This window comes from Microbacterium sp. 22242, from assembly GCF_052045495.1.
In the GTDB taxonomy this organism is placed as follows: Bacteria; Actinomycetota; Actinomycetes; order Actinomycetales; family Microbacteriaceae; genus Microbacterium.
In genome coordinates this window covers 249,732-274,035 of the sequence record NZ_JBQEOZ010000004.1, presented here as the reverse complement: position 1 = coordinate 274,035, position 24,304 = coordinate 249,732, and the positions used below count along the sequence as shown (strand labels likewise).

Genomic DNA, 24,304 nt, shown 5'->3' with positions numbered 1-24,304 from the left:
CGGGCCCTCATAGATCTTCCGGACGCCGACCGGTTCGCGATCGGTTCGATTGGTGTATCCATGTCGCATCCCGACATGGTCGCACTTCCGCCGGACCGGACGAAGCGAGCTTTGCCTCGGACGCGTGGGGCGGGGATGCGAGCTCCGGAGGAGCGCGCGCGTCGTGGTCCGCGGCCGATTCCCTGCTGTACCACGTGAACGATAAGCGGTACACTCGTTCCATGGCGACGACACTGCCGCGGATCCAGGTGACGCAGACGCCCGAGCTCGCCGCGGGGCTCGAATTGGCGGCCAAGGAATGGCCGGGTGCGTCTCGGTCCGAACTCGTCGCGCGGCTCGCGGAGGCGGGGAGCGAAACACTTGCGGCGAAGCGCGCTGCAAGGCGCGCCGAACGTCGGAAGGTACTGGAAGAGACCCGTGGGAAATACGCCTACCCGCCTGGCTACCTTGAAGAACTCCGGAGGGACTGGCCGGAGTGATCGTCCTCGATGCGACTGTGATCATCGCGTTCTGGACCCCCGACCACGCTCACGCGGATCAGTCGTTGGACATCCTCGACACCGAAGAGGATCTGGTCTTGCACTCGGTGACGTTGGCGGAGACGCTGGTGTGGCCCGTGCGCGAGGGCCGCGAGGATGAGGCGATGCGGGACGTCGCCCGGTTGGGTGTGGAACGACACTTGTCGCTTCTTGATGAGCCCGTGCGTGTGGCGAGGCTTTGCGCCGAGACACGGTTGAAGCTCCCCGATGCCTATGTCCTGTCGACCGCGATCGAGCGCGGCGCAACCTTGGCGACATTCGACCGGCGCCTGGCCGACGCCGCCCGCGAATACGGCGTCGCCGTCGTCGGCGCCTGAGCACACCCGGTAGACTGAAGCGATACCTCAGAAGCAACCTTTAACACCGTCCCGTGAGGCGGAGAAGGGAGCCGGCGGATGAGCGCACGCATCGTGCTGCAGGAAGCCGACATCAGGCGCGCTTTGACGCGCATCGCCCACGAGATCCTCGAATCCAACCGAGGCGCAGAGGATCTGGTCCTCCTGGGCATCCCCACCCGCGGCGTCCCGCTCGCGCAGCGCCTGGGCCTGCTGATCAGCGAGATCGCGCAGACCGCGGTCCCGGTCGGATCCCTCGACGTGACGCTGTTCCGCGACGATCTGGCCAAGCACCCGACCCGGTCCCCGCATCGCACCGACATCCCGGCGGCGGGCATCGACGGCAAGACCGTCGTCCTCGTCGACGACGTGCTGTTCTCCGGCCGCAGCATCCGGGCCGCACTCGACGCGCTGCAGTCCATCGGGCGCCCGTCCGCGGTGCGGCTCGCGATCCTCGTCGACCGCGGTCACCGCGAGCTGCCGATCCGCCCCGACTTCGTCGGCAAGAACATCCCCTCCTCCCGCCAGGAGCGCGTGAACGTGCACCTGCGCGAGGACGACGGCGAGGACGTCGTCTCGATCGAAGGCGGCGTCGCGGTCGAAGGGGGCGGCGCATGAGGCACCTGCTCGACACCCGCACCCTCGCCCGGGAGGACGCGCTGCGGATCCTCGACGTCGCCGAGGACATGGCGGACACCCAGTCCCGCGAGGTCAAGAAGCTGCCGACGCTGCGCGGCAAGACCGTGGTGAACCTGTTCTTCGAGGACTCCACCCGCACCAGGATCTCGTTCGAGGCCGCCGCCAAGCGGCTCTCTGCCGACGTCATCAACTTCGCGGCCAAGGGATCGAGCGTCTCGAAGGGCGAGAGCCTGAAGGACACCGCGCAGACGCTCGAGGCGATCGGCGCCGACGCGGTCGTCGTCCGCCATCCGGCCTCGGGCGCCCCGCGCACCCTGGCGACCAGCGGCTGGATCTCCGCCGGCGTCGTGAACGCCGGCGACGGCACGCACGAGCACCCCACCCAGGCGCTGCTCGACGCCTACACGATCCGCAAGCGCCGCTTCGGCGGCGACAGCCGCGGGCGCGACCTCACCGGGCTCCGCGTCGTGATCGTCGGCGACGTGCTGCACTCCCGGGTCGCCCGCTCCAACGTATGGCTGCTGGCCTCCCTCGGCGCGGACGTGATCCTGGTCACGCCGCCGACCCTGATCCCGCAGGACGTGAGCGCGTGGCCGGTGCGCGTGCTGTACGACCTCGACGACGCCCTCGCGGAGGAGCCGGACGCCGTGATGATGCTGCGCATCCAGCTGGAGCGCATGCACGCCGCGTTCTTCCCGAGCGAGCGCGAGTACACCCGGCGCTGGGGGCTGGACGCGGCGCGGTTGCGGCGCCTGCCCGACGATACGATCGTGATGCACCCCGGCCCCATGAACCGCGGCCTGGAGATCTCCTCCGAGGCCGCCGACTCCGCCCGCTCCACCGTGCTCGAGCAGGTCGCGAACGGCGTCTCGGTGCGCATGGCGGCGCTGTACCTGCTGCTGACCGGGGACCGGACGGACGACGACATGAATCGAGGAGACCGATGACCGAGAGCCTGCTCATCCGAGGCGCCAGGGTCCTCGGCGCCGATTCCGCGGACATCCTGGTCCGCGACGGCGTCATCGCCGAGGTCGGATCCGGCATCGGCCGCACCGGCGCTCGCGTCATCGACGCGGACGGCCTGGTCGCGCTGCCCGGCCTCGTCGACCTGCACACGCACCTGCGCGAACCCGGATACGAGGCCAGCGAGACCGTGCTGTCCGGCACCCGCGCCGCGGCCGCAGGCGGGTTCACGGCCGTGTTCGCGATGCCGAACACCTCGCCCGTCGCGGACTCCGCCGGCGTGGTCGAGCAGGAGCTCGCGCTCGGCGAGGCCGCCGGCTACGCCACGGTCCAGCCCATCGGCGCGGTCACGGTCGGGCAGAAGGGCGAGCGGCTCGCCGAGCTCGGCGCCATGGCCTCCTCCCGGGCGCAGGTGCGCGTCTTCAGCGACGACGGCTTCTGCGTGTGGGACCCGCTCATCATGCGCCGCGCGCTCGAGTACGTGAAGGCGTTCGACGGCGTCATCGCGCAGCACGCACAGGATCCGCGCCTCACCGAGGGCGCCCAGCTGAACGAGGGCTCGGTCTCGGCCGAACTCGGACTCACGGGCTGGCCCGCGGTCGCCGAGGAGTCGATCATCGCGCGCGACATCCTGCTCGCCGAGCACGTCGGATCCCGCCTGCACGTCTGCCACCTGTCCACCGCGGGCTCGGTCGAGCTGATCCGCTGGGCCAAGAAGCGCGGTGTGCGGGTGACCGCCGAGGTCACGCCGCACCACCTGCTGCTGACCGACGAGCTCGCCCGCGGCTACGACGCGCGGTTCAAGGTCAACCCCCCGCTGCGCACCCAGGAGGACGTCCTCGCGGTGCGCGAGGGCCTCGCCGACGGCACGATCGACATCGTCGCGACCGACCACGCGCCGCATCCCAGCGAGGCGAAGGCCTGCGAGTGGCAGGCCGCCGCGAACGGCATGGTCGGCCTGGAGAGCGCGCTGCGCGTCGTTCACCAGAGCATGGTGCAGACCGGGCTGCTCGGCTGGGACGACGTCGCCCGCGTCATGAGCGCCAACCCCGCACGGATCGGATCCCTCGCCGGACACGGCACGCCGATCGCCGCGGGGCAGCCGGCGGAGTTCACCCTGTACGACGCCGACGCGCAGGGCGTGTTCGCCGAGGCCGACCTGCACGGGCAGAGCGCCAACTCGCCGTACCTCGGGCGGGAGCTGCCCGGCAAGGTCCTCTGGACCGTGCACCGCGGCTACGTCACGCTCGAAGACGGCGAGCTCGCGGAGCTCAGCGCATGAGCCAGCAGATCGCCGGAGCCATCGTCCTCGTCGTGGCGGTGTTCCTGATCCTCGCCGGCGTGCTCGCCTGGCGCGCACGGCTGCGCCGGGACTCCGGCCTCGTCGCCCCGCTCGGCGTGCCGGAGCACGCCGAGGTCCTCACCCGCTACGACACCCTGTACGTCGCGACGACGAAGCACGACCATTCCCTGGAGCGTCTCGCCGTCCGGCCGCTCGTGTACCGCGCCCGAGGCGAGCTGACCATCACGGACCGCGGCGCCGCGCTCAGCCTGGACGGCTCGCCGACGGTGTTCCTGGCCTCCTCGCGCCTGATCGCGGCGGACCGCGCCACCGTCACGATCGACCGCGTCGTCGAGCCCGGCGGCCTCATCCGCCTGGCCTGGCGCACCGACGACGGCACCGTCGTGGACAGCTACCTCCGCATCACCGGCGACCTGGGCAACACCGATGCCGCAGGCGCCGCGCTCACCGACCTGCAGCGCCTCTGCGCTGATTCCGAGACTGGAGCATCCGCATGACCTCCTCCGCCCACGAACCCGCCGTGCTCGTCCTCGAGGACGGCACCCGCCACACCGGACGGGCGTACGGCGCCCGCGGCACCACTCTCGGCGAGGTCGTCTTCGCCACCGGCATGTCCGGTTACCAGGAGACCCTCACCGATCCGTCCTACGCCGGCCAGATCGTGCTGCAGACCGCGCCGCACATCGGCAACACCGGCATGAACGACGAGGACCCGGAGTCCCGCCGCATCTGGGTCGCCGGCTACATCGTGCGCGACCCCTCGCGCGTCGTGTCGAACTGGCGCGCGACCAGCTCGCTCGACGACACGCTCGTGCGCGACGGCATCGTCGGGATCAGCGGGATCGACACCCGCGCGATCACCCGGCACATCCGCTCGGGAGGATCCATGCGCGGCGGCATCTTCTCCGGGGCCGACGCCGCGCTGGACGCCGAGGAGCAGCTGCGCCGCGTCACCGAGGCCCCCGAGATGGCCGGGCAGAACCTGTCCGCGCAGGTCTCGGTCGCCGCCGCCGAGGTCACGCCCGCGACGGGGGAGCGGATTGGCAACCTGGCCGTGCTCGACCTCGGGGTCAAGCAGTCGACACTCGACAACCTCGCCGCCCGCGGGTTCGACGTGCACGTGCTGCCGCAGTCCTCCACGTTCACCGACATCGCCGCGATCGACCCGGTCGCCGTGTTCTACTCGAACGGCCCCGGCGACCCCTCCGCGTCGGACGCGCAGGTCGCCGTGCTCCGCGAGGTGCTCGACGCCGGCCTGCCCTACTTCGGCATCTGCTTCGGAAACCAGCTGTTCGGCCGCGCACTCGGCCTCGGCACCTACAAGCTCACCTTCGGTCACCGCGGCATCAACCAGCCGGTGCTGGACAAGGCCACCGGCCGGGTCGAGATCACCGCGCACAACCACGGCTTCGCGGTCGAGGCGCCGATCGAGGGATCCTTCGACAGCCCCAACGGATACGGCCAGGTCGAGGTCAGCCACGTCGGTCTCAACGACCAGGTGGTCGAGGGCCTGCGCGCGCTCGACATCCCGGCGTTCTCGGTGCAGTACCACCCCGAGGCCGCCGCCGGTCCGCACGACGCCAACTACCTCTTCGACCGTTTCCGCGACGTCGTCGTCGCCCACCTCGCCCTTCGACAAGCTCAGGGACCGACTCAGGAGAACCAGAAGTAATGCCCAAGCGCGACGACATCAACTCCGTCCTCGTCATCGGATCCGGCCCGATCGTCATCGGTCAGGCCTGCGAGTTCGATTATTCCGGCACCCAGGCCTGCCGCGTGCTCCGCGAGGAGGGCGTCCGGGTCATCCTGGTGAACTCCAACCCGGCCACGATCATGACCGACCCCGACTTCGCGGACGCGACGTACATCGAGCCGATCACCCCCGAGGTCATCGAGACGATCATCGCCAAGGAGAAGCCGGACGCGATCCTGCCGACCCTGGGCGGCCAGACGGCGCTGAACGCCGCCATGGCGCTGCACGAGCGCGGCATCCTGGACAAGTACGGCGTCGAGCTCATCGGCGCCAAGGTCGAAGCCATCCGCAAGGGCGAGGACCGGCAGATCTTCAAGCAGCTCGTGCTCGACGCGGGCGCCGACGTCGCCGCGTCGGTGATCTGCCACACGATGGACGAACTGCTGGCCGGCGCCGAGAAGCTCGGCTACCCCCTGGTCGTCCGCCCCTCCTTCACGATGGGCGGGCTCGGATCCGGCTTCGCGTACGACGAGGCGGATCTGCGCCGCATCGGCGGGGCAGGCCTGCACGACTCGCCCACCACCGAGGTGCTCCTGGAGGAGTCGATCCTCGGCTGGAAGGAGTACGAGCTCGAGCTCATGCGCGACACCGCCGACAACACGGTCGTGGTCTGCTCGATCGAGAACGTCGACCCGGTCGGCGTGCACACCGGCGACTCGATCACGGTCGCCCCGGCGCTCACCCTCACCGACCGCGAATACCAGAAGCTGCGCGACATCGGGATCGACATCATCCGCGCGGTCGGCGTGGACACCGGCGGCTGCAACATCCAGTTCGCGGTGGACCCCGAGAACGGCCGGATCATCGTCATCGAGATGAACCCGCGCGTCTCGCGCTCGTCGGCGCTGGCGTCGAAGGCGACCGGCTTCCCGATCGCCAAGCTCGCCGCGAAGCTCGCCCTCGGCTACCGCCTGGACGAGATCCCGAACGACATCACCGGAGTCACCCCGGCGAGCTTCGAGCCCACGCTCGACTACGTCGTGGTCAAGGCGCCGCGGTTCGCGTTCGAGAAGTTCCCCGCCGCCGACGCGACGCTCACCACGACCATGAAGTCGGTCGGCGAGGCGATGGCGATCGGCCGCAACTACACGACGGCGCTGCAGAAGGCGCTCCGTTCGCTCGAGAAGCGCGGATCCTCGTTCCACTGGGGCGACGAGCCGCGCACCGTGGAGGAGCTGCTGGCGATCTCGAAGACTCCGACCGACGGGCGCATCGTGACCGTGCAGCAGGCGCTCCGCAAGGGCGCCACGGTCGAGCAGGCCTTCGACGCGACCGCGATCGACCCGTGGTTCCTCGACCAGATGGTGCTCATCAACGAGGTGGCGGAGCAGATCCGCACCGCGGCCGAGCTCGACGCCGACACGATCCGGCTCGGCAAGGACCACGGGTTCTCCGACGCCCAGTTCGCCGAGCTGCGCGGATTCACCGAGGCCGAGGTGCGCGGAGTCCGGCACGGGCTCGGGATCCGCCCGGTCTACAAGACCGTGGACACCTGCGCAGGCGAGTTCCCGGCGCTCACGCCGTACCACTACTCGAGCTACGACAGCGAGACCGAGGTGCAGCCCAGCGACCGGACCAAGGTCGTGATCATCGGATCCGGCCCGAACCGCATCGGGCAGGGCGTCGAGTTCGACTACTCCTGCGTGCACGCGTCGTTCGCGCTCTCGGACGCGGGCTTCGAGACCGTCATGGTCAATTGCAACCCGGAGACGGTGTCCACCGACTACGACACGAGCGACCGGCTGTACTTCGAGCCGCTCACGCTCGAGGACGTGCTCGAGGTGCTGCACGCCGAGGCGCAGTCCGGCGAGATCCTCGGCGTCGTCTGCCAGCTCGGCGGGCAGACGCCGCTGGGCCTCGCCAAGGGCATCGAGGCCGCCGGCTACACGGTGCTCGGCACGAGCCCCGAGGCGATCGACCTGGCCGAGGAGCGCGAGCTGTTCTCCCGGCTGCTCGATGCCGCCGGCCTGGTCGCGCCGCGCAACGGCACGGCGATCGACGTGGACGGCGCGGTCGCGATCGCGGAGGAGATCGGCTACCCGGTGCTCGTGCGCCCGAGCTTCGTGCTCGGCGGCCGCGGCATGGAGATCGTCTACGACACCCCGGCGCTGCGGGACTACTTCGTGCGCACCGCGGGCGAGGTGATCATCGAGGAGGGCAAGCCGCTGCTCGTGGACCGCTTCCTCGACGACGCGATCGAGATCGACGTGGACGCGCTGTACGACGGCGAGGAGCTGTACGTCGGCGGCGTCATGGAGCACCTCGAGGAGGCCGGCATCCACTCCGGCGACTCGAGCTGCACCCTGCCCCCGGTGTCGCTCGGGCGCACCGACATCGATCGGGTGCGCGAGGCGACCCTCGCGATCGCCGAGGGCGTGGGCGTGCGTGGCCTGTTGAACGTGCAGTTCGCGATCAGCGCCGGCGTGCTCTACGTGATCGAGGCGAACCCCCGGGCGAGCCGCACGGTGCCGTTCGTGTCGAAGGCGCTCGGCATCCCGCTGGCGAAGGCCGCGAGCCGGATCCTGTCCGGGTCGACCATCGCCCAGCTCAAGGACGAGGGCCTGCTCCCGCCCGTGGACGGATCCCGCGTGCCGCTCGACTCGCCGGTCTCGGTCAAGGAGGCCGTGCTGCCCTTCAAGCGGTTCCGCACCGCCGACGGCCGGATCGTCGACTCCGTGCTCGGGCCGGAGATGCGCTCCACCGGCGAGGTCATGGGCATCGACCGCGACTTCCCGACCGCGTTCGCGAAGAGCCAGGCCGCGGCCTACGGCGGCACGCCGACGTCCGGCACCGTGTTCATCTCGGTCGCGGACGCCGACAAGCGCGCCGTGATCCTGCCCGCGCACCGGCTGCACCAGCTCGGCTTCACGGTCGTCGCGACCGTCGGCACGGCCGAGATCCTCTCCCGCAACGGCATCCCGGTGACGGTCGTGGAGAAGTACAGCGAGACGCAGGACAACGGCGAGACGAACATCGTCGACCTGATCGACCGCGGCGAGATCGACATCATCGTGAACACGCCCTCGGGCGGTGCGGCGCGCGCCGACGGTTACGAGATCCGGGCCGCCGCGGTCGCCGCGGACAAGGCCCTGTTCACCACGATCGCGACGCTCGGCGCCGCGGTGAGCGGGATGGACGCGGCGGACAGGGGCTTCGCCGTGCGAAGCCTGCAGGAGTACGCGCAGGACAGGGCGGAACGGGTGTGACCGCCTCGTTCGGGGAGCGGCTCCGCGCGGCGCTGGATGCGCGCGGACCGCTGTGCGTGGGCATCGATCCGCACCAGGCGCTGCTGGACGCCTGGGGTCTGCCGCAGACCGCGGACGGCGTGCGCTCGTTCGGCCTGACGGTCGTCGACGCGGCTGCGGGGCGGGCCGGGATCGTGAAGCCCCAGGTGTCGTTCTTCGAGCGCTTCGGATCCCGCGGGTTCGCGGCGCTCGAGGACGTGATCGCGGCGGCCCGCGCGGCCGGGCTGCTCGTGGTCGCTGACGCCAAGCGCGGCGACATCGGCACCACGATGACCGGCTACGCGCAGGCCTGGCTGGAACCGGGCGCGCCGCTCGAGTCGGACGCGCTGACCGTCAGCCCCTACCTCGGCGGCGGGTCGCTCGCCGAGGCGATCACCCGCGCGCTGCCCGCGGGCAAGGGCGTGTTCGTGCTCGCGGCGACGAGCAACCCCGAGGGTGCGTCACTGCAGCAGGCCCTCGTGCAACAGGATCTCGTGCAGCGGGCCGGCGCCGCGGAGGCAGGGGAGACGGTCGCGCTGCGCGTGACCCGCGACGTGACCGCGCTGGATGCGAACGCCGGGGCACTGGGCTCGGTCGGGCTGGTCGTCGGCGCGACGATCGACCGCGCCGGATTCGCCCTCGACGACGACACGCTGCGGACGGTGCCGCTGCTCGCGCCCGGATTCGGGGCGCAGGGCGCGACTCCGGAGGATCTGCGCACCAGATTCGGTACGCTGGCAGGTAACGTCCTGGCTTCCGAGAGCCGGAGCATCCTGTCCGCGGGTCCGGACCGGATCGCAGCGACGATCGACGAGCGCGCCGCGCGCTACCAGGAGGTCATGGGTGGTTGAACCGGCGAAGCGCGCGGTCCCCGAGGTCGATCGTGCCGCCGCGGCGCGCCGTGCGGTCGAACGCCGCCGTGCGAGGGCCTCGCTCAAACGCGACCTGAGCATGCGCGTGGTCGCCCCGCAGGACGTGCTCGAGGCGGCGCTGGCCGATGCCGACTCCACGGCCGGCTCCCTGCGCGTGCCGGACTTCCTGACCGCACTTCCCGCGATCGGCGCGGGCAAGCGGGACCGGATCCTCGCCGAGCTGCAGATCTCCCCGGTCAAGCGTCTGGGCGGCCTCGGCGTGCGGCAGAGCCAGGCACTGCGCACGTGGCTGGACGCGCGCTTCCCGCTCCCCGCGCCGCGGGCGGGTCGCAGCAGGCTGCTCGTCCTCGCCGGTCCCACGGCGGTCGGCAAGGGCACGGTCGCCGCGCACATCCGCGCGCATCACCCGCAGATCCACCTGTCCGTGTCCGCGACCACTCGCGCGCCGCGCCCGGGGGAGCAGGACGGCGTGCACTACTTCTTCGTCGACGACGCCGAGTTCGACCGCATGATCGCCGAGGACGAGCTGCTCGAGCACGCCACCGTGCACAACAAGTTCCGGTACGGGACGCCGCGGAGGCCGATCGAGCGCGCGCTGGCCGAGGGCAGGACGGTGCTGCTGGAGATCGACCTGCAGGGAGCGCGCCAGGTGCGCGCCGCGGATCCGTCCGCCACGCTGGTGTTCCTGCTGCCGCCGTCCTGGGACGAGCTCGTGCAGCGGCTGGTGGGCCGCGGCACCGAGGACGCCGAGGAGCGGGCCCGCCGCCTGCGCACCGCGAAGGTGGAACTCGCCTCCCAGGGGGAGTTCGATTACCGCGTGGTGAACCAGGACGTCGCCACCGCCGCCCGAGAGGTCGTAGAATTGACCTCAGACTCTGCGCGCTGATCGTTCTGGCGAGCTTCGACGAGCTCAGCAGCCGATCGAATCCAGCGCCCACGCTCTTCTCCGCGACAACGCGTCGCCCGAAACAGGAGGTCCTCCATGGCCGGACACAACAACGGCATCATCGACCCGCCGATCGACAACCTGCTCGACCGCGTCGAGTCGAAGTACGAGCTCGTGATCTACGCGTCCAAGCGCGCCCGCCAGATCAACGACTACTACTCCGACCTGCACGAGGGCAACCTCTTCGACAACGTGGGCCCGCTGGTCGACTCCTCGGTCGAGGACAAGCCGCTCACCATCGCCCTGCACGAGATCAACGAGGACAAGCTCCGCATCCGCCACGCGGAGTGAGCTGACTCCCGGAGCCGCCGCCATCCGTCCGGATGTCGGCGGCTCCGTCCATACTGGGCCGGGGCGCACCCGCCGGCCCGCGTCCGGGACGCGCCCGTCCCGGCCACCCGCCCCGCACACCGAGGGAGCACGATGAGCGCGCTGCGTCTGTTCACGTCCGAGTCCGTCACCGAAGGACATCCGGACAAGATCTGCGACCAGATCTCCGACTCGATCCTCGACGGGCTGCTCGCGGTGGACACCGGCGCACGCGTCGCCGTCGAGACCCTGGTGACCACAGGGCTCGTGCACGTCGCGGGCGAGATCCGCACCTCCGGCTACGTCGACATCCCGACCATCGTGCGCGAGGTCGTGAACGGCATCGGCTACACGTCCAGCGACACCGGATTCGACGGATCCTCCTGCGGCGTGAGCGTCTCGGTGGGGGAGCAGTCCGCCGACATCGCGAGCGGCGTGGACCAGGCGCACGAGCACAGGGAGGGCGGCTCCTCGGATCCGCGCGACCTGCTCGGCGCGGGCGACCAGGGCATCATGTTCGGCTTCGCGACCACCGAGACGCCGCAGCTCATGCCGATGGCGGCATGGACCGCGCACCGCCTCGCGGAGCAGCTCAGCCGCGTGCGCCGCGACGGCACGCTGCCGTTCCTGCGCCCGGACGGCAAGACCCAGGTCACCCTCGGCTACGAGGGGTACACCCCGAAGACCGTCGACGCGGTTGTGCTGTCCACCCAGCACAACCCCGAGATCTCGCAGGACGAGCTCAAGGCCCTCATCCGCGAGCACGTGATCGATCCCGTGCTCGCAACGACCGGGCTCGACCTGGACGGGGTGACCCACTACATCAACCCGGCGGGACCGTTCGTGACCGGCGGCCCGAAGGGCGACGCAGGCCTCACCGGCCGCAAGATCATCATCGACACCTACGGCGGCGCCGCGCGGCACGGCGGCGGGGCGTTCAGCGGCAAGGACCCCTCCAAGGTCGATCGCTCCGGCGCGTACGCGATGCGCTGGGTCGCGAAGAACGCCGTGGCCGCCGGACTCGCCGAGCGACTCGAGGTGCAGGTCGCCTACGCGATCGGCGTCGCCCAGCCCGTCGGACTGTACGTCGAGACCTTCGGCACCGGCGCGGTCGACGACGAGACGATCACGCGCGCGATCCGCGAGGTGTTCGATCTGCGCCCGCAGGCCATCATCGAGGAGCTCGACCTGCTCCGCCCGATCTACGCCGAGACCGCGGCCTACGGCCACTTCGGCCGCGAGCTGCCGACCTTCACCTGGGAGCAGACCACCCGCGCCGAGGACCTGCGCCGCGTCGCCGGTCTCTGACCCGCTGGCAGTCGTCGTGCCCCGGCCGATCGCCCGCGTCCTGCTGGACTCGCCGGTGCCGCAGCTGGACCGGCTGTTCGACTACGCGATACCGGCCGAGCTCGTCGCCGACGCGGTGCCGGGTGTGCGCGTGCGCGTCCCGCTGCGCTCCGCCGGCCGGATGATCGACGCGTACGTGGTGGATGTCGGCGACGAGCACGACGACACGCGCACCCTGGCGGAGCTCGAGACCGTGGTGTCCGCCGCTCGGGTGCTGCCGGAGCGCCTGTACGCGCTCGCGCGCCGGGTCGCCGATCGGGCCGCCGGCAGCGCCTCCGACGTGCTGCGGCTGATCGTGCCGAAGCGGCAGGTGCGGGTCGAGAAGGCGTGGCTGGCCGCGGGGGCGGAGGCGCAGGGGAGCGTCGCGGCGTTCGCACCCGCGCCAGGGACTGCGGCGACGCTCGGCCTCTACGCCGGGCTGGCCGAGACCATCGCCGAGCGGGAACGGGCGGCGATCGAGGCGATCCCGCGGCCCGGCCCGGACGGACACCCGGAGTGGACCCGGCTCCTCGCGGCCGCCGCCGCGCAGACCCTCGCGGACGGATCTTCTGCGATCCTCATCGTGCCCGACTACCGCGACCTGGACGTGCTCATTGCGGCCCTCGACCTGTTCGCTCCGGGAGCGTCGATCGTGCGGCTGGATTCGCGGCAGCCCGGACCGGCCCGCTACCGCGCCTACCTGCGCACTCTGGAGGACGCGCCGTGCATCGTGGTCGGCAACCGCTCCGCCGGGTACGCCCCCGTGCGGGCCGGCCTGATCGCCGTGTGGGACGACGGCGACTCGCTGCTCTCCGAGCCGCTCGCGCCCGCGGTGCACGTGCGCGACGTCGCGCTGCTGCGGCAGGAGCGGGAGGGATCAGCCCTGCTCTTCGCCGGGCACACCCGCACCACCGACGTCGAGCGCCTCGTCGAGGGCGGCTGGATCCGGTCGATCACCGCCGAGCGCCGCGTGCTGCCGCGCGTAGTGCTGGACTCCCCGGATGACATCGACCGCCGCGGACAGCGGCTGCCCTCGCGCGCCTTCCTCACCGCGAGGGAGGCTGCGGCCACCGGGCCCGTGCTGCTGCAGGTCGCCCGGCCCGGGTTCTCACCGACGCTGGTGTGCGCCTCGTGCCGCGCCCCGGCGCGCTGCCGCGCCTGCGGCGGTCCGCTCGGCGCCGCCCATCGCGGCGCGGTCCCGGTCTGCGCCTGGTGCGGGCGCGGCGCCAGGGCATGGGCGTGCCCGTCCTGCGGCGGCGACCGCGTGCGCCTCGCCGCGTCCGGCAGCGAGCGCACCGCGGAGGAGCTCGGCCGCGCCTTCCCCGGCATCCGGGTCATCGTCGCCGACGGCACGCATCCGGTGGACCGCGTCGACGCGCGGCCGGCTCTCGTCGTCGCGACCCGGGGTGCCGAGCCCCAGGCCGACGGAGGCTACCGCGCCGTGGTGCTGCTGGACGGATCTCGCATGCTGCAGGCGCCGGAGCTGCGGATCGGCGAGTCGTGCCTGCGCTGGTGGTCCAACGCCGCAGCCCTCGCCGCCCCCGACGCACCGATCCACCTGGTCGGCGTGGACGGGGCCGTCGCCCGGGCGCTGGCCACCTGGTCGCAGGCCGGCTACGCCCGGTCCGAGCTCGCCGAGCGCGCACCGCTGCGCATGCCGCCGACCGTGCGCGTCGCCCAGCTCGAGGGCACCGGCGACGCGGTGCGACGCGCCCTGGGCGACCTCGCCGGGCTGGGGCTGCCCGCGGACGCCGTGCTCGGGCCCGTGCCGATCGAGAGCGATGACACGGGCCGGGAGCGCGCCCTGGTGCGGTTCCCCTATGCCGACGGCACCCGCGTCGCGGAGACCCTCCGCGCGTCCGTCGTGGCCGCGGCGATGGGCCGGCGCCGAGGCAAGGGCCGCACCGCACGGGCTACGCTCTCGGTGAGGCTCGACGTCACCGAACCCGACCTCTGAAACAGCCTGTTCGCGTCCGAACAGGTGCCGTATCCCTCCGAAGGACCTTCATGCGCCTCGTCTTCGCCGGAACCCCGGCGGCCGCCGTCCCCACCCTGCGCCGGCTCGCCGCCGATCACGAGATCGCCGCCGTCGTGACCCGTCCGGACGCCCCGCTCGGACGCAAGCGGATCCTCACGCCGTCGCCGGTCGCGCAGACGGCGGACGAGCTGGGGATCCCGGTGATCCGAGCGGCCAGGCTGGACGAGGAGGCGACCGGCAGGATCGCGGCGCTCCGCCCGGACCTGGGCGTGATCGTGGCTTACGGCGGCCTCGTGCGCGAGCCGCTGCTGGGCACGCCGGCGCACGGCTGGATCAACCTGCACTTCTCCCTGCTGCCGATGTGGCGCGGGGCCGCGCCCGTGCAGCGCGCGCTCATCGCGGGCGACGCCCAGCTCGGCGCCACCGTGTTCCAGCTCGTCCAGGACCTCGACGCCGGCGACGTGCACGCGGCGCGGGCCTTCCCCGTGCCCGCGGACGCCACGGCCGACGAGGCGCTCGCCTCGCTCGCCGAGGACGGCGCGGAGCTGACCGCCGAGGCGGTCGCGGCGATCGCGTCGGGCGCGGCCCGGCCCGTGCCGCAGCAGGGCGAGCCCACGCACGCCGCCAAGCTCGGCCTCGCGGACGGGCTGCTGGAGTGGACCGAACCCGCGGACGTCGTGTTCGCCCGCTATCGCGGCGTCACCTCCGAACCCGGTGCGCACACCATGATCGATGGCGCGCCCCTGAAGGTGCGCGAACTGGCCCGCGCCCACGACGCGGAGCCGCTGCGTCCGGGCGAGCTGCGCGCTGTCAGGGCCGGCGTGCTCGTCGGGACGGCGACGGACCCGCTGCTGCTCGTCCGCGTGCAGCCAGCCGGCAAGCCGGCGATGGCGGCCGCGGACTGGTTCCGCGGGCTGCGGGCTCCTGCGGACGCGCCGGTGAGGCTCGGCCCCGGCGACGAGCCGCGCACGCAGGGCGAGGCGAAGTGAGCGAGCCGGACCGCCGAGCGCACGGCGGCGCGCGCGGACACGACGCGACGAAGCGCGGCACCGGGAGGCACGGCGACGGTGCGGGCTCCGATGCCGCCCGGCGACGGTCCGCGCCGCGCCGGGACGTGCAGCCCGCGCGTCGCGTCGCCTTCGACGTGATCCGCGCGGTGAGCTCCTCCGACGCCTACGCCAACCTGCTGCTGCCGGGGGCGATCCGCGACGCCGGGCTGTCCGGGCCGGATGCCGCCCTCGCCACGGAGCTCGCCTACGGCACGCTACGACAGTCCGGGACGTATGACGCGATCATCGCGCAGGCGGCGGGGCGCGACCTCGCGAGCATCGATCCGCCCGTGCTCGACGCCCTCCGGCTGGGCGTGCATCAGCTGCTGGGCACGCGAGTGGCGACGCACGCGGCCGTGAACGAGACCGTGAACCTCGTGGCCCTGACCGCCGGCCGCGGGGCGTCCGGGTTCGCGAACGCCGTGCTCCGGAAGGTCGCCGCGCGCACCGCCGACGACTGGCTCGACGCGATCACCGCCGCCGCCCGCTCCGACGACGAGCGGCTCGGTCTCCGCTTCGCCCACCCGGTGTGGATCATCCGCGCCTTCCGCCGGGCCCTCGCCGCGGAGGGGCGCGAGGACGAGCTCGAGGCGCTGCTGGCCGCGGACAACGCCGCACCGGAGGTCACCCTGATCGCGCTGCCCGGCCTCGCCGAGCCGCAGGAGCCGCGCCGCCGCTACGCCGCGACCGCGTTCGGCTCCGCCGGCGGCGACCCCGGATCCGTCGTGGGCGCACACGGCGGCCTGGTCCGGGTGCAGGACGAGGGATCGCAGCTCGTCGCGCTCGCGCTGGCCGCCGCGCAGCCGGTGCGGGCGGGGGAGCGGTGGCTCGACCTGTGCGCCGGCCCCGGCGGCAAGACCGCGCTGCTCGCCGCCGAAGCGCTGCAGCACGGCGCGACGCTCGACGCCAACGAGGTCGTCCCCGCGCGGGCAGGACTGGTGCGCCGCGCCGTGGCACCTGTGCCGGGGCACGTCGACGTGACCGAGCGGGACGGCCGCGAGCTCGCTGCGGAGCGTCCCGGCGCCTACGACAGGATCCTCGTCGACGCTCCGTGCACCGGTCTCGGCGCCCTGCGCCGGCGTCCCGAGGCGCGCTGGCGCAAGACCGCCGCCGACGTCCCCGAACTCGCCGCCCTGCAGGAGCAGCTGCTGCAGGCCGCGCTCGAAGCGCTCGCCCCGGGCGGGACCCTCGCCTACGTGACCTGCTCCCCGCACCTCGCCGAGACCGCTGCGGTCGTGCAGACGGTGCTGCGCGACAGGTCCGACCTCGAGGAGCTGGACGCGCGCGACGCCCTGCGCGCCGTCTCGCAGAGCCCGATCGACCTGCCGGAGCCCGCGAACGGATCCTGCCACGCCCAGCTCTGGCCGCACCGCCACGGCACCGACGCGATGTTCCTCTCCCTGATCCGCAAGCGCGACTGATCCGCCAGGACCACTGATCCGCCAGCACCGCTGATCCGCCGACCCGAGCCGCGCTCCGGAGCGTCGGACCGTCGCTACCCGGCGACGGCCTCCGTCGGTTCGACCGCGCGCCGCCGCGCCGTGACCGCCACCACGCCCGCCATCGCCACCGCGAAAACGAGCGCGACCCAGCCGGATCCGGTGCCGACGCCGCCCTCGGCGACGGGCTTGCCGAGCCAGTCCGCGACCGAGGCGCCCAGCGGCCGGGTGAGGACGTAGGCCGCCCAGAACGCGAGGACCGCGTTCCAGCGCAGGAACCGGTAGCCGAGCGCCGGCACCACGATCAGTACGCCGAAGAGCAGGATCGACGGGACGTAGCCGAGGTGCAGGCCGACCGCGGCGAGGTCGCCCGCGGCGGTGCCGAGCGCGAACGTGGCGACGACCGCGGCCCAGTAGAACAGCTCGCGCCGCGTGGTGCGCACCTCGTGCACCGACAGCGTGCGCTCCGTGCGCCACCAGAGCAGGAACACCGCCGCCAGCGCCACCGCGTAGCCGATGCTGCTCACGGCGTAGGGGAGGCCGAGCACGACGTGCACGACGTCGGCCGCCATGGTCCCGAACACCCCGACCATCGCCACGGTGAACCAGTACACGCCCGGCACGTACCGCCGGCGGCTGAGCTGCCAGACGAGGGCGATCGCGAACAGTGCGAAGCCCAGCAGCACGGCGGCGACCGGCGGCATGACGCGGATCGAGAAGTCGGAAGCCGCTTCGCCGAAGGCGGTGGACGCGGCCTTGGCCACCCAGAAGCCGACGGTCGGATCGGGAACGCGCACCGCGTTCGATTCCGTGTCGTTCCGCCTGATCATCGGCCTCCTGTCGTCGCCTGCGCGAACGGTTCTCGGCGCCGGTCGGACCGGCTCGGATCCCGCTCGGCGACCCGCGAGTCCGCCAGGACGATACCGGCAGCGCTTAGGCACTCGCTGACACCGGGATAATGGGCGCATGCCCGCACTGCCCGAGACCCTTGCCGGTGCTCCCCGGATCAACCCGAGCATCCTCGCCGCCGACTTCGTGAACATGCAGCGGGACCTCGCCCGCATCGCCACGGCCGACTTCGCGCACGTCGACGTGATGGACAACCATTTCGTGCCGAACCTCACGTTCGGACCGCAGATGGTCGAGCGGATCCAGGCGACCAGCCCCATCCCGCTCGACGTGCATCTGATGCTCACCGACCCGGACCGCTGGGCGCCGGGCTACGCCGAGCTGGGCGCGGCGAGCGTCACGTTCCACCTCGAGGCGGCGGCCGATCCGGTGGCGCTCGCGCGGCGGCTGCGCGGCATCGGATCGCGCGCCGGTATCGCGATCAAACCGGGGACGGCGGGAGAAGCGCTGTACGACATCCTCGACGAGTTCGACCAGATCCTGGTCATGACCGTCGAGCCCGGATTCGGCGGCCAGGGCTTCATGCCGGAGACCATGCCGAAGCTGCGGGCGCTGGCCGACGAGGCGAAGCGGCGCGGATCCGGGGTGTGGCTGCAGGTCGACGGCGGGATCTCCGACGCGACGATCGCGCAGGCCGCACAGGCCGGGGCCGACACCTTCGTCGCCGGATCCGCGGTGTACGGGGCCGACGACGTGGAGGCCGCCGTCACGCGGCTCCGGGGCCTGGCGCGAGCCGGTAGCCTTGAGGGGTGAAGACCTTCGACGAACTGTTCGCCGAGCTGAGCCGCAAGGCGGCCGAGCGCCCGGAGGGATCCGGGACGGTGCGCGAGCTCGACGCGGGCGTGCACACGATCGGCAAGAAGATCGTGGAGGAGGCGGCCGAGGTCTGGATGGCTGCCGAGTACGAGAGCGACGAGGCCGCGGCCGAGGAGATCTCGCAGCTGCTGTACCACCTGCAGGTGCTCATGCTCGCCAAAGGTCTGACGCTGGAGAACGTCTACCGACATCTGTGAAGCCGTCCCCGACCGCTTCTGACGAAAGACCTTTCATGCTGCGCATTGCCGTCCCGAACAAGGGATCGCTGTCCGAGACCGCCGCCGAGATGCTCGCCGAAGCCGGATATGCCGGCCGCCGAGACACCAAGACGCTCCATGTCGTCGACGCCGAGAACGACGTCGAGTTCTTCTTCCTGCGCCCGCGGGACATCGCCACCTACGTCGCCTCGGGCGCGCTGGACGTCGGCATCACCGGCCGCGACCTGCTGCGCGACGTGCGCCGCCCCGACGCGCGCGAGATCGAGCAGCTCGGCTTCGCCCGCTCCACGTTCCGCTTCGCGGCGCCTCCCGGACGCTTCCACGCTCTGGAGGACCTGAACGGCGTCCGGGTCGCCTCCGCATATCCGGGGCTCGTCGACGACTACCTCCGCGAGCACGGCGTCCGCGCGGAGCTCGTGCCGCTGGACGGCGCGGTCGAGTCCGCCGTGCGGCTGGGCGTCGCGGACGCCATCGCCGACGTCGTGGAGACCGGCACCACGCTGCGCCAGGCCGGGCTGGAGATCTTCGGGCCGGTCATCATCGAGTCCGAGGCCGTGCTGATCAGCCGTCCCGGCGACGTCGAGGGCACCGACACCCTGCTGCGGCGCCTGCGCGGCGTCATGGTCGCGCACCGCTTCGTGCTGCTCGACTACGACCTGCCCGCCGACCTCGTCGAGCAGGCAGCGGCGATCGCGCCGGGCCGCGAGTCTCCGACGGTCTCGCCGCTGCGCGATCCGGCCTGGGTCGCCGTGCGCGTGATGATCCCGCGCCGCGGCATGAACCAGGTGATGGACCAGCTCTACGCGCTGGGCGCGCGGGCGATCCTCGTCACCGCGATCCACGCGGCGAGGCTCTGATGTCGCTCACCGCCCGCGTGATCCCGTGCCTGGACGTAGCCGCCGGACGCGTGGTGAAGGGCGTCAACTTCGAGAACCTGCGCGACATGGGCGATCCGGTCGAGCTCGCGCGGCACTACGCCGCTCAGGGCGCGGATGAGATCACCTTCCTCGACGTCACGGCGACCGTGGATGCGCGGTCGACGACCTACGACGTGGTGCAGCGCACCGCGGAGGAGGTGTTCGTGCCGCTCACGGTCGGCGGCGGCGTGCGCTCGGTCGAGGACGTGGCCAGGCTGCAGGGCGTCGGCGCGGACAAGGTCGGGGTCAACTCCGCCGCGATCGCCCGTCCCGCGCTGATCGGCGAGATCGCGGACCGGTTCGGCGCCCAGGTGCTCGTGCTCTCCCTGGACGTGAAGCGCAGCGCGCGTACGGCGTCCGGATTCGTCGTCACGACCCACGGCGGCCGCACCGAGACCGACCTGGACGCGCTGGACTGGGCCCGCGAGGCCATCGAACGCGGCGCCGGCGAGCTGCTGGTCAACTCGATCGACGCGGACGGCACCAAGGACGGCTTCGACCTCGAGCTCACCGGCCTGATGCGCGAGATCTCCAGCGTGCCGGTGATCGCCTCGGGCGGCGCGGGCAAGGCCGAGGACTTCGCCCCGGCCATCCACGCCGGCGCCGACGCCGTGCTCGCGGCGAGCGTGTTCCACTCGGGACAGCTGACGGTCGGCGACGTGAAATCGGCGTTGCGCGAAGCGGGGGTGCTGGTGCGATGACTCAGGATCTCGAAGCGCAGCTCGCGCAGGTCGCCTTCAACGACCAGGGCCTGGTGCCCGTGATCGTGCAGCAGTGGGACACCCTCGAGGTGCTCATGATGGCGTGGGCCGACGAGGAGGCGCTGCGTCGCACTCTCACCACGGGACGGGCCACCTACTGGTCCCGCTCCCGCCAGGAGTACTGGCGCAAGGGCGACACCTCCGGCCACGTCCAGCACGTGCACGGCGCGCGGCTGGACTGCGACGGCGACACGGTGCTGCTGCTCGTCGACCAGATCGGCGTGGCCTGCCACACCGGCACCCGCACGTGCTTCGACGGGACCGACCTGGATCCCGTCGTGTCCTCACCGGAGCAGGACGCCGAGCAGGCGGGGCGCTGATGGCGCTGCCGATCCGCCGTGCCAAGTCCACCAGCCTGCTGCTGATCCTGCTCGCGGGTGGGATCGGGATCCTGTCCTCGACCCAGACCTGGCTCTCGGTGTCCCGCACGGACGGCGGCGAGCAGCTGGACGTGGCCGGCAATGCGGCGCTGCCCGTGCTCGCCCCGCTCAGCCTCACCGCGCTCGCCCTCGCCGCCGCGCTCGCGCTGGTCGGCCCGGTGATGCGCCGGGTGTTCGCGGCGATCGGCCTGGCGGTCGGCGTGCTCATGACCGTGCTGACCGCGCGGATCCTGCTGCAGCATCCGCTGGACGCCGTGGCCTCCTCGCTCACCAAGGCGACCGGCCTCGCCGGGGACTCCGCGGTCGCCGGCGTCGTCCGGACGATCTCGGCGACCCCCTGGCCCTGGCTCGCCCTGGCGGGCTGGATCCTGCTGCTGCTCGGCGGGGCGCTCGCGCTGATCACCGCCGGGCGCTGGAAGTCCGGCGGGCGGCGCTACCGCACGTCGAGTGCGCCCGCGGAGGGCCCCGTCGACGCCGTGGAGAGCTGGGACGAGCTCAGCCGCGGAATCGATCCGACCTGATGACGCCCGCTCCGCCCGTCGCCACGGCGGACGGAGCGATCCCGATAGACTTGCCGTGACCCACTCAGCTCGGAGGAGAACATGACCAACCCCATCGCCGACCCCGGCCACGGACACTCGCCGGCTGCCTGGACCGCCGTGGTGGTCATGCTGCTCGGCTTCGCCGTCGGCACCACCGCGTTCTTCCTCGACGTCCCGGTCGTGGTGTGGGTGGGCGTCGCGATCATCGTGATCGGCGCGATCGTGGGCTGGGTGCTGTCCAAGGCCGGTTACGGCGCGAAGGGTCCGAAGTACCAGCCGAAGGCGCACTGATGGTGCTCGCCGACCTCACGGCCGGCGCAGTCGAGGACGCGGCCCGTCGCGAGGGGGAGCGTCCGCTCGCGCTCGTGGAGCGCGCCGCACTCGACCGGGCCCCGGCCCTCGACGCCCGCGCCGCGCTGGCGCCCGCCGACACCGTGCGGATCATCGCCGAGGTGAAGCGCGCGAGCCCGTCCCGCGGAGCCCTCGCCGAGATCCCGGATCCGGCCCTGCAAGCGTCCCTGTATGAGCAGGGCGGGGCGTCCGCGATCAGCGTGCTCACCGAGGAGCGCCGCTTCCACGGCAGCCTCGCCGACCTCGAGGCGGTCACCGCCGCGGTCTCCGTCCCCGTGCTGCGCAAGGACTTCATCGCCACGCCGTATCAGGTGTTCGAGGCGCGCGCCGCGGGTGCGTCCCTCGCGCTGCTCATCGTCGCCGGCCTGGAGCGGAAGAACCTCGAACGGCTGTACGCGCTCATCCTCGAGCTGGGCATGACGCCGCTCGTCGAGACGCACTCCGCCGAGGAGCTCGAGGTCGCGATCGACCTGGGCGCGCACCTCATCGGCGTGAACGCGCGTGACCTGAAGACGCTCGAGCTGGACCGGGACCTGTTCGGCCGGCTCGCGGAGCGGATCCCGTCGACGTCCGTGAAGATCGCCGAGTCCGCCGTGCTCACCCCCGCGGACGTCGCGCACTACCGCTCCGCGGGAGCCGACGCCGTGCTGATCGGCGAGGCGCTCGTCACCGGCGACCCGGTCGCCACCCTGCACGCGTTCCTGGAGGCCGGATCATGACCCAGAGCCTGCGCGACCAGCCGGGCCCGTTCTTCGGCGACTTCGGCGGGCGGTACATGCCCGAGTCCCTCATCGCCGCGATCGACGAGCTCACGGAGGCGTACCACGCCGCGATCGTCGACCCGGCGTTCCAGGCGGAGCTCGCGCAGCTGCTGCACTCCTACGCGGGGCGGCCGTCGCCGATCACGGAGGTGCCCCGGTTCGCCGAGCACGCCGGCGGCGCGCGGATCTTCCTCAAGCGCGAGGACCTCAACCACACCGGATCTCACAAGATCAACAACGTGCTCGGCCAGGCGCTGCTCACCAAGCGCCTCGGCAAGACCCGCGTGATCGCCGAGACGGGCGCCGGACAGCACGGCGTCGCCACCGCGACCGCCGCAGCCCTGTTCGGCCTGGACTGCACGATCTACATGGGCGAGGTCGACACCGAGCGGCAGGCCCTGAACGTCGCCCGCATGCGGCTGCTCGGCGCCGAGGTCGTGCCCGTCACGACGGGATCCCGGACGCTCAAGGACGCGATCAACGACGCCTACCGCGACTGGGTCGCGAGCGTCGAGACCACGAACTACATCTTCGGCACCGCCGCAGGTCCGCACCCGTTCCCCGCGATGGTCCGCGACTTCCAGAAGATCATCAGCGAGGAGGCGCGTCAGCAGCTCCTCGACGAGGCAGGCCGCCTGCCCGACGCGGTCCTGGCCTGTGTCGGCGGCGGATCCAACGCGATCGGCATGTTCGACGCGTTCCTGGACGACGAGGGCGTGCGGCTGTACGGCGTGGAGGCGGCCGGCGACGGCGTCGACACCCCGAAGCACGCCGCGTCGATCGAGCGCGGCCGTCCCGGCGTGCTGCACGGCGCACGCACCTACGTGCTGCAGGACGAGGACGGGCAGACGGTCGAGTCGCACTCGATCTCCGCGGGCCTGGACTACCCCGGCGTGGGCCCCGAGCACTCCTGGCTCGCCGCGATCGGCCGCGCCGAGTACATCCCGGCCACGGACGACGAGGCCATGCAGGCGCTGCGGCTGCTGAGCCGCACCGAAGGCATCATCCCCGCGATCGAGTCCGCGCACGCCCTGGCCGGCGCGATCCGGATCGGCAAGGAACTCGGTCCCGACGCGATCCTCGCGGTGTGCCTCTCCGGCCGCGGCGACAAGGACATGGACACCGCCGCCCGGTACTTCGGCCTGTACGACGAAGCCGCCGGCGAGAACGGAGCCGGTGCATGAGCCGGGTCGAAGAGGCCATCCAGCGCGCCCACGACGACGGGCGGGGCGCCTTCATCGGCTACCTCCCGGTCGGCTACCCGGATCTGCAGACCAGCATCGACGCGGCCATCGCCCTGGCCCGCAACGGCGTCGACATCATCGAGCTCGGCCCGCCGTACAGCGACCCGGTGATGGACGGCGCGATCATCCAGGAGGCCACCCAGGCCGCCCTCGCGAACGGCTTCCGGATGCGCGACCTGTTCACGGCTGTGAAGGCGATCACCGAGGCGGTGGACGCACCCGTCGTCGTGATGACCTACTGGAATCCGGTGCTGCAGTACGGCGTCGACCGGTACGCCGACGATCTGCTCGCCGCCGGCGGCGCGGGGTTGATCACCCCGGACATCACGCCGGAGGCCGCGCCCGAGTGGCTCGCCGCGAGCGAGCGCACGGGCCTGGACCGCATCTTCCTCGCCGCTCCCACCTCGACCGACGTCCGGCTCGAGTTGGTGAGCTCGTCCTCGACGGGCTTCGTGTACACGGTCTCCACGATGGGGATCACGGGTGAGCGGGCCGAACTGGACAAGGCGGCACGGACCCTGGTGGGCCGGCTCCGCGCCCACGGCGCCGGCCGCGCCTGCGTCGGGATCGGGATCTCCACGGCCGCGCAGATCGCCGGGGTGCTCGAGTACGCCGACGGCGCGATCGTCGGCACCGCGCTGGTCCGCGCGCTCAGGGACGGGGGAGTGGACGGTCTCGCCGAGGTCACCCGCGAGCTCGCCACGGGCACGTCGCGCGCACGGTGAGCATC

At 72.2% G+C, this 24,304-nt stretch carries 26 protein-coding genes; 25 read left to right on the top strand and 1 reads right to left on the bottom strand.

Annotation, left to right across the window (positions count from 1 at the left end; genetic code table 11):
* The first annotated feature begins 221 nt into the window (after window positions 1-221).
* The 15 genes from ACTJJZ_RS06270 (at window position 222) to ACTJJZ_RS06200 (ending at window position 16,657) form a co-directional block, all read left to right on the top strand.
* A complete protein-coding gene (locus tag ACTJJZ_RS06270) occupies window positions 222-479 on the top strand; it encodes a hypothetical protein (protein ID WP_440720315.1) in 258 nt (85 codons plus the stop codon).
* Window positions 476-856 (top strand): type II toxin-antitoxin system VapC family toxin, encoded by a 381-nt coding sequence (locus ACTJJZ_RS06265; RefSeq protein WP_440720314.1) that lies wholly within the window; start codon window positions 476-478, stop codon window positions 854-856. The genes ACTJJZ_RS06270 and ACTJJZ_RS06265 overlap by 4 nt, the downstream gene beginning before the upstream one ends.
* Before the next feature lie 78 nt (window positions 857-934).
* Window positions 935-1,492: a bifunctional pyr operon transcriptional regulator/uracil phosphoribosyltransferase PyrR gene (pyrR, locus tag ACTJJZ_RS06260; protein WP_440720313.1), complete on the top strand. Its 558-nt coding sequence runs from the start codon at window positions 935-937 to the stop codon at window positions 1,490-1,492.
* Entirely contained in the window at window positions 1,489-2,460 is a 972-nt protein-coding gene (locus ACTJJZ_RS06255) for an aspartate carbamoyltransferase catalytic subunit (protein ID WP_440720312.1), read from the top strand. Before pyrR ends, ACTJJZ_RS06255 begins: the two co-directional genes overlap by 4 nt.
* Window positions 2,457-3,758 (top strand): dihydroorotase, encoded by a 1,302-nt coding sequence (locus ACTJJZ_RS06250; protein ID WP_440720311.1) that lies wholly within the window; start codon window positions 2,457-2,459, stop codon window positions 3,756-3,758. The genes ACTJJZ_RS06255 and ACTJJZ_RS06250 overlap by 4 nt, the downstream gene beginning before the upstream one ends.
* Window positions 3,755-4,276, top strand: a complete 522-nt coding sequence (locus tag ACTJJZ_RS06245) for a PH-like domain-containing protein (RefSeq protein WP_440720310.1) — start codon at window positions 3,755-3,757, stop codon at window positions 4,274-4,276. The genes ACTJJZ_RS06250 and ACTJJZ_RS06245 overlap by 4 nt, the downstream gene beginning before the upstream one ends.
* The gene (gene carA / locus ACTJJZ_RS06240; RefSeq protein ID WP_440720309.1) at window positions 4,273-5,451 is read left to right on the top strand and encodes a glutamine-hydrolyzing carbamoyl-phosphate synthase small subunit; all 1,179 of its coding nucleotides are present in this window, start codon (window positions 4,273-4,275) and stop codon (window positions 5,449-5,451) included. The genes ACTJJZ_RS06245 and carA overlap by 4 nt, the downstream gene beginning before the upstream one ends.
* On the top strand, window positions 5,451-8,738 hold the full coding sequence (gene carB / locus ACTJJZ_RS06235) for a carbamoyl-phosphate synthase large subunit (protein WP_440720308.1): 3,288 nt from the start codon (window positions 5,451-5,453) through the stop codon (window positions 8,736-8,738). Before carA ends, carB begins: the two co-directional genes overlap by 1 nt.
* Window positions 8,735-9,607 (top strand): orotidine-5'-phosphate decarboxylase, encoded by an 873-nt coding sequence (gene pyrF, locus ACTJJZ_RS06230; protein WP_440720307.1) that lies wholly within the window; start codon window positions 8,735-8,737, stop codon window positions 9,605-9,607. The genes carB and pyrF overlap by 4 nt, the downstream gene beginning before the upstream one ends.
* Window positions 9,600-10,514 (top strand): guanylate kinase, encoded by a 915-nt coding sequence (gene gmk / locus ACTJJZ_RS06225; protein WP_440720306.1) that lies wholly within the window; start codon window positions 9,600-9,602, stop codon window positions 10,512-10,514. The genes pyrF and gmk overlap by 8 nt, the downstream gene beginning before the upstream one ends.
* A 96-nt stretch (window positions 10,515-10,610) precedes the next feature.
* Complete coding sequence (gene rpoZ, locus ACTJJZ_RS06220) at window positions 10,611-10,865, top strand: DNA-directed RNA polymerase subunit omega (RefSeq protein ID WP_045273081.1); 255 nt, start codon at window positions 10,611-10,613, stop codon at window positions 10,863-10,865.
* Window positions 10,866-10,997: 132 nt separating this feature from the next.
* Window positions 10,998-12,191, top strand: a complete 1,194-nt coding sequence (gene metK, locus ACTJJZ_RS06215; protein WP_440720305.1) for a methionine adenosyltransferase — start codon at window positions 10,998-11,000, stop codon at window positions 12,189-12,191.
* A gap of 16 nt (window positions 12,192-12,207) precedes the next feature.
* Window positions 12,208-14,166, top strand: coding sequence for a primosomal protein N' (locus ACTJJZ_RS06210; protein ID WP_440720304.1), 1,959 nt, complete (start codon window positions 12,208-12,210; stop codon window positions 14,164-14,166).
* A gap of 50 nt (window positions 14,167-14,216) precedes the next feature.
* Window positions 14,217-15,176, top strand: a complete 960-nt coding sequence (gene fmt / locus ACTJJZ_RS06205) for a methionyl-tRNA formyltransferase (RefSeq protein WP_440720303.1) — start codon at window positions 14,217-14,219, stop codon at window positions 15,174-15,176.
* Between the two features lie 125 nt (window positions 15,177-15,301).
* Window positions 15,302-16,657, top strand: a complete 1,356-nt coding sequence (locus tag ACTJJZ_RS06200; protein WP_440720391.1) for an RsmB/NOP family class I SAM-dependent RNA methyltransferase — start codon at window positions 15,302-15,304, stop codon at window positions 16,655-16,657.
* A gap of 74 nt (window positions 16,658-16,731) precedes the next feature.
* Here ACTJJZ_RS06200 and ACTJJZ_RS06195 read toward each other — a convergent pair whose 3' ends face one another.
* Complete coding sequence (locus ACTJJZ_RS06195) at window positions 16,732-17,505, bottom strand: COG4705 family protein (RefSeq protein ID WP_440720302.1); 774 nt, start codon at window positions 17,503-17,505, stop codon at window positions 16,732-16,734.
* Window positions 17,506-17,641: 136 nt separating this feature from the next.
* Here ACTJJZ_RS06195 and rpe point away from each other — a divergent pair, with 136 nt between their 5' ends.
* From rpe to trpA, 10 genes are all read left to right on the top strand, one after another.
* The gene (gene rpe / locus ACTJJZ_RS06190; RefSeq protein WP_440720301.1) at window positions 17,642-18,337 is read left to right on the top strand and encodes a ribulose-phosphate 3-epimerase; all 696 of its coding nucleotides are present in this window, start codon (window positions 17,642-17,644) and stop codon (window positions 18,335-18,337) included.
* On the top strand, window positions 18,334-18,597 hold the full coding sequence (locus ACTJJZ_RS06185) for a phosphoribosyl-ATP diphosphatase (RefSeq protein ID WP_045252002.1): 264 nt from the start codon (window positions 18,334-18,336) through the stop codon (window positions 18,595-18,597). Before rpe ends, ACTJJZ_RS06185 begins: the two co-directional genes overlap by 4 nt.
* 35 nt (window positions 18,598-18,632) lie before the next feature.
* Entirely contained in the window at window positions 18,633-19,475 is an 843-nt protein-coding gene (hisG, locus tag ACTJJZ_RS06180; protein WP_440720300.1) for an ATP phosphoribosyltransferase, read from the top strand.
* A complete protein-coding gene (gene hisF, locus ACTJJZ_RS06175) occupies window positions 19,475-20,236 on the top strand; it encodes an imidazole glycerol phosphate synthase subunit HisF (protein ID WP_440720299.1) in 762 nt (253 codons plus the stop codon). The genes hisG and hisF overlap by 1 nt, the downstream gene beginning before the upstream one ends.
* On the top strand, window positions 20,233-20,616 hold the full coding sequence (hisI, locus tag ACTJJZ_RS06170; RefSeq protein ID WP_440720298.1) for a phosphoribosyl-AMP cyclohydrolase: 384 nt from the start codon (window positions 20,233-20,235) through the stop codon (window positions 20,614-20,616). The genes hisF and hisI overlap by 4 nt, the downstream gene beginning before the upstream one ends.
* Complete coding sequence (locus ACTJJZ_RS06165; RefSeq protein WP_440720297.1) at window positions 20,616-21,197, top strand: Trp biosynthesis-associated membrane protein; 582 nt, start codon at window positions 20,616-20,618, stop codon at window positions 21,195-21,197. The genes hisI and ACTJJZ_RS06165 overlap by 1 nt, the downstream gene beginning before the upstream one ends.
* A gap of 81 nt (window positions 21,198-21,278) precedes the next feature.
* The gene (locus tag ACTJJZ_RS06160; protein WP_440720296.1) at window positions 21,279-21,509 is read left to right on the top strand and encodes a DUF6704 family protein; all 231 of its coding nucleotides are present in this window, start codon (window positions 21,279-21,281) and stop codon (window positions 21,507-21,509) included.
* Window positions 21,510-21,511: 2 nt separating this feature from the next.
* Window positions 21,512-22,288 carry an indole-3-glycerol phosphate synthase TrpC gene (trpC, locus tag ACTJJZ_RS06155; RefSeq protein ID WP_440720390.1) on the top strand — a complete coding sequence of 259 codons (777 nt, stop codon included), beginning with the start codon at window positions 21,512-21,514 and terminating at the stop codon, window positions 22,286-22,288.
* Entirely contained in the window at window positions 22,285-23,514 is a 1,230-nt protein-coding gene (trpB, locus tag ACTJJZ_RS06150; RefSeq protein ID WP_440720295.1) for a tryptophan synthase subunit beta, read from the top strand. Before trpC ends, trpB begins: the two co-directional genes overlap by 4 nt.
* Window positions 23,511-24,299, top strand: coding sequence for a tryptophan synthase subunit alpha (gene trpA / locus ACTJJZ_RS06145; RefSeq protein WP_440720294.1), 789 nt, complete (start codon window positions 23,511-23,513; stop codon window positions 24,297-24,299). The genes trpB and trpA overlap by 4 nt, the downstream gene beginning before the upstream one ends.
* Window positions 24,300-24,304 lie beyond the last annotated feature (5 nt).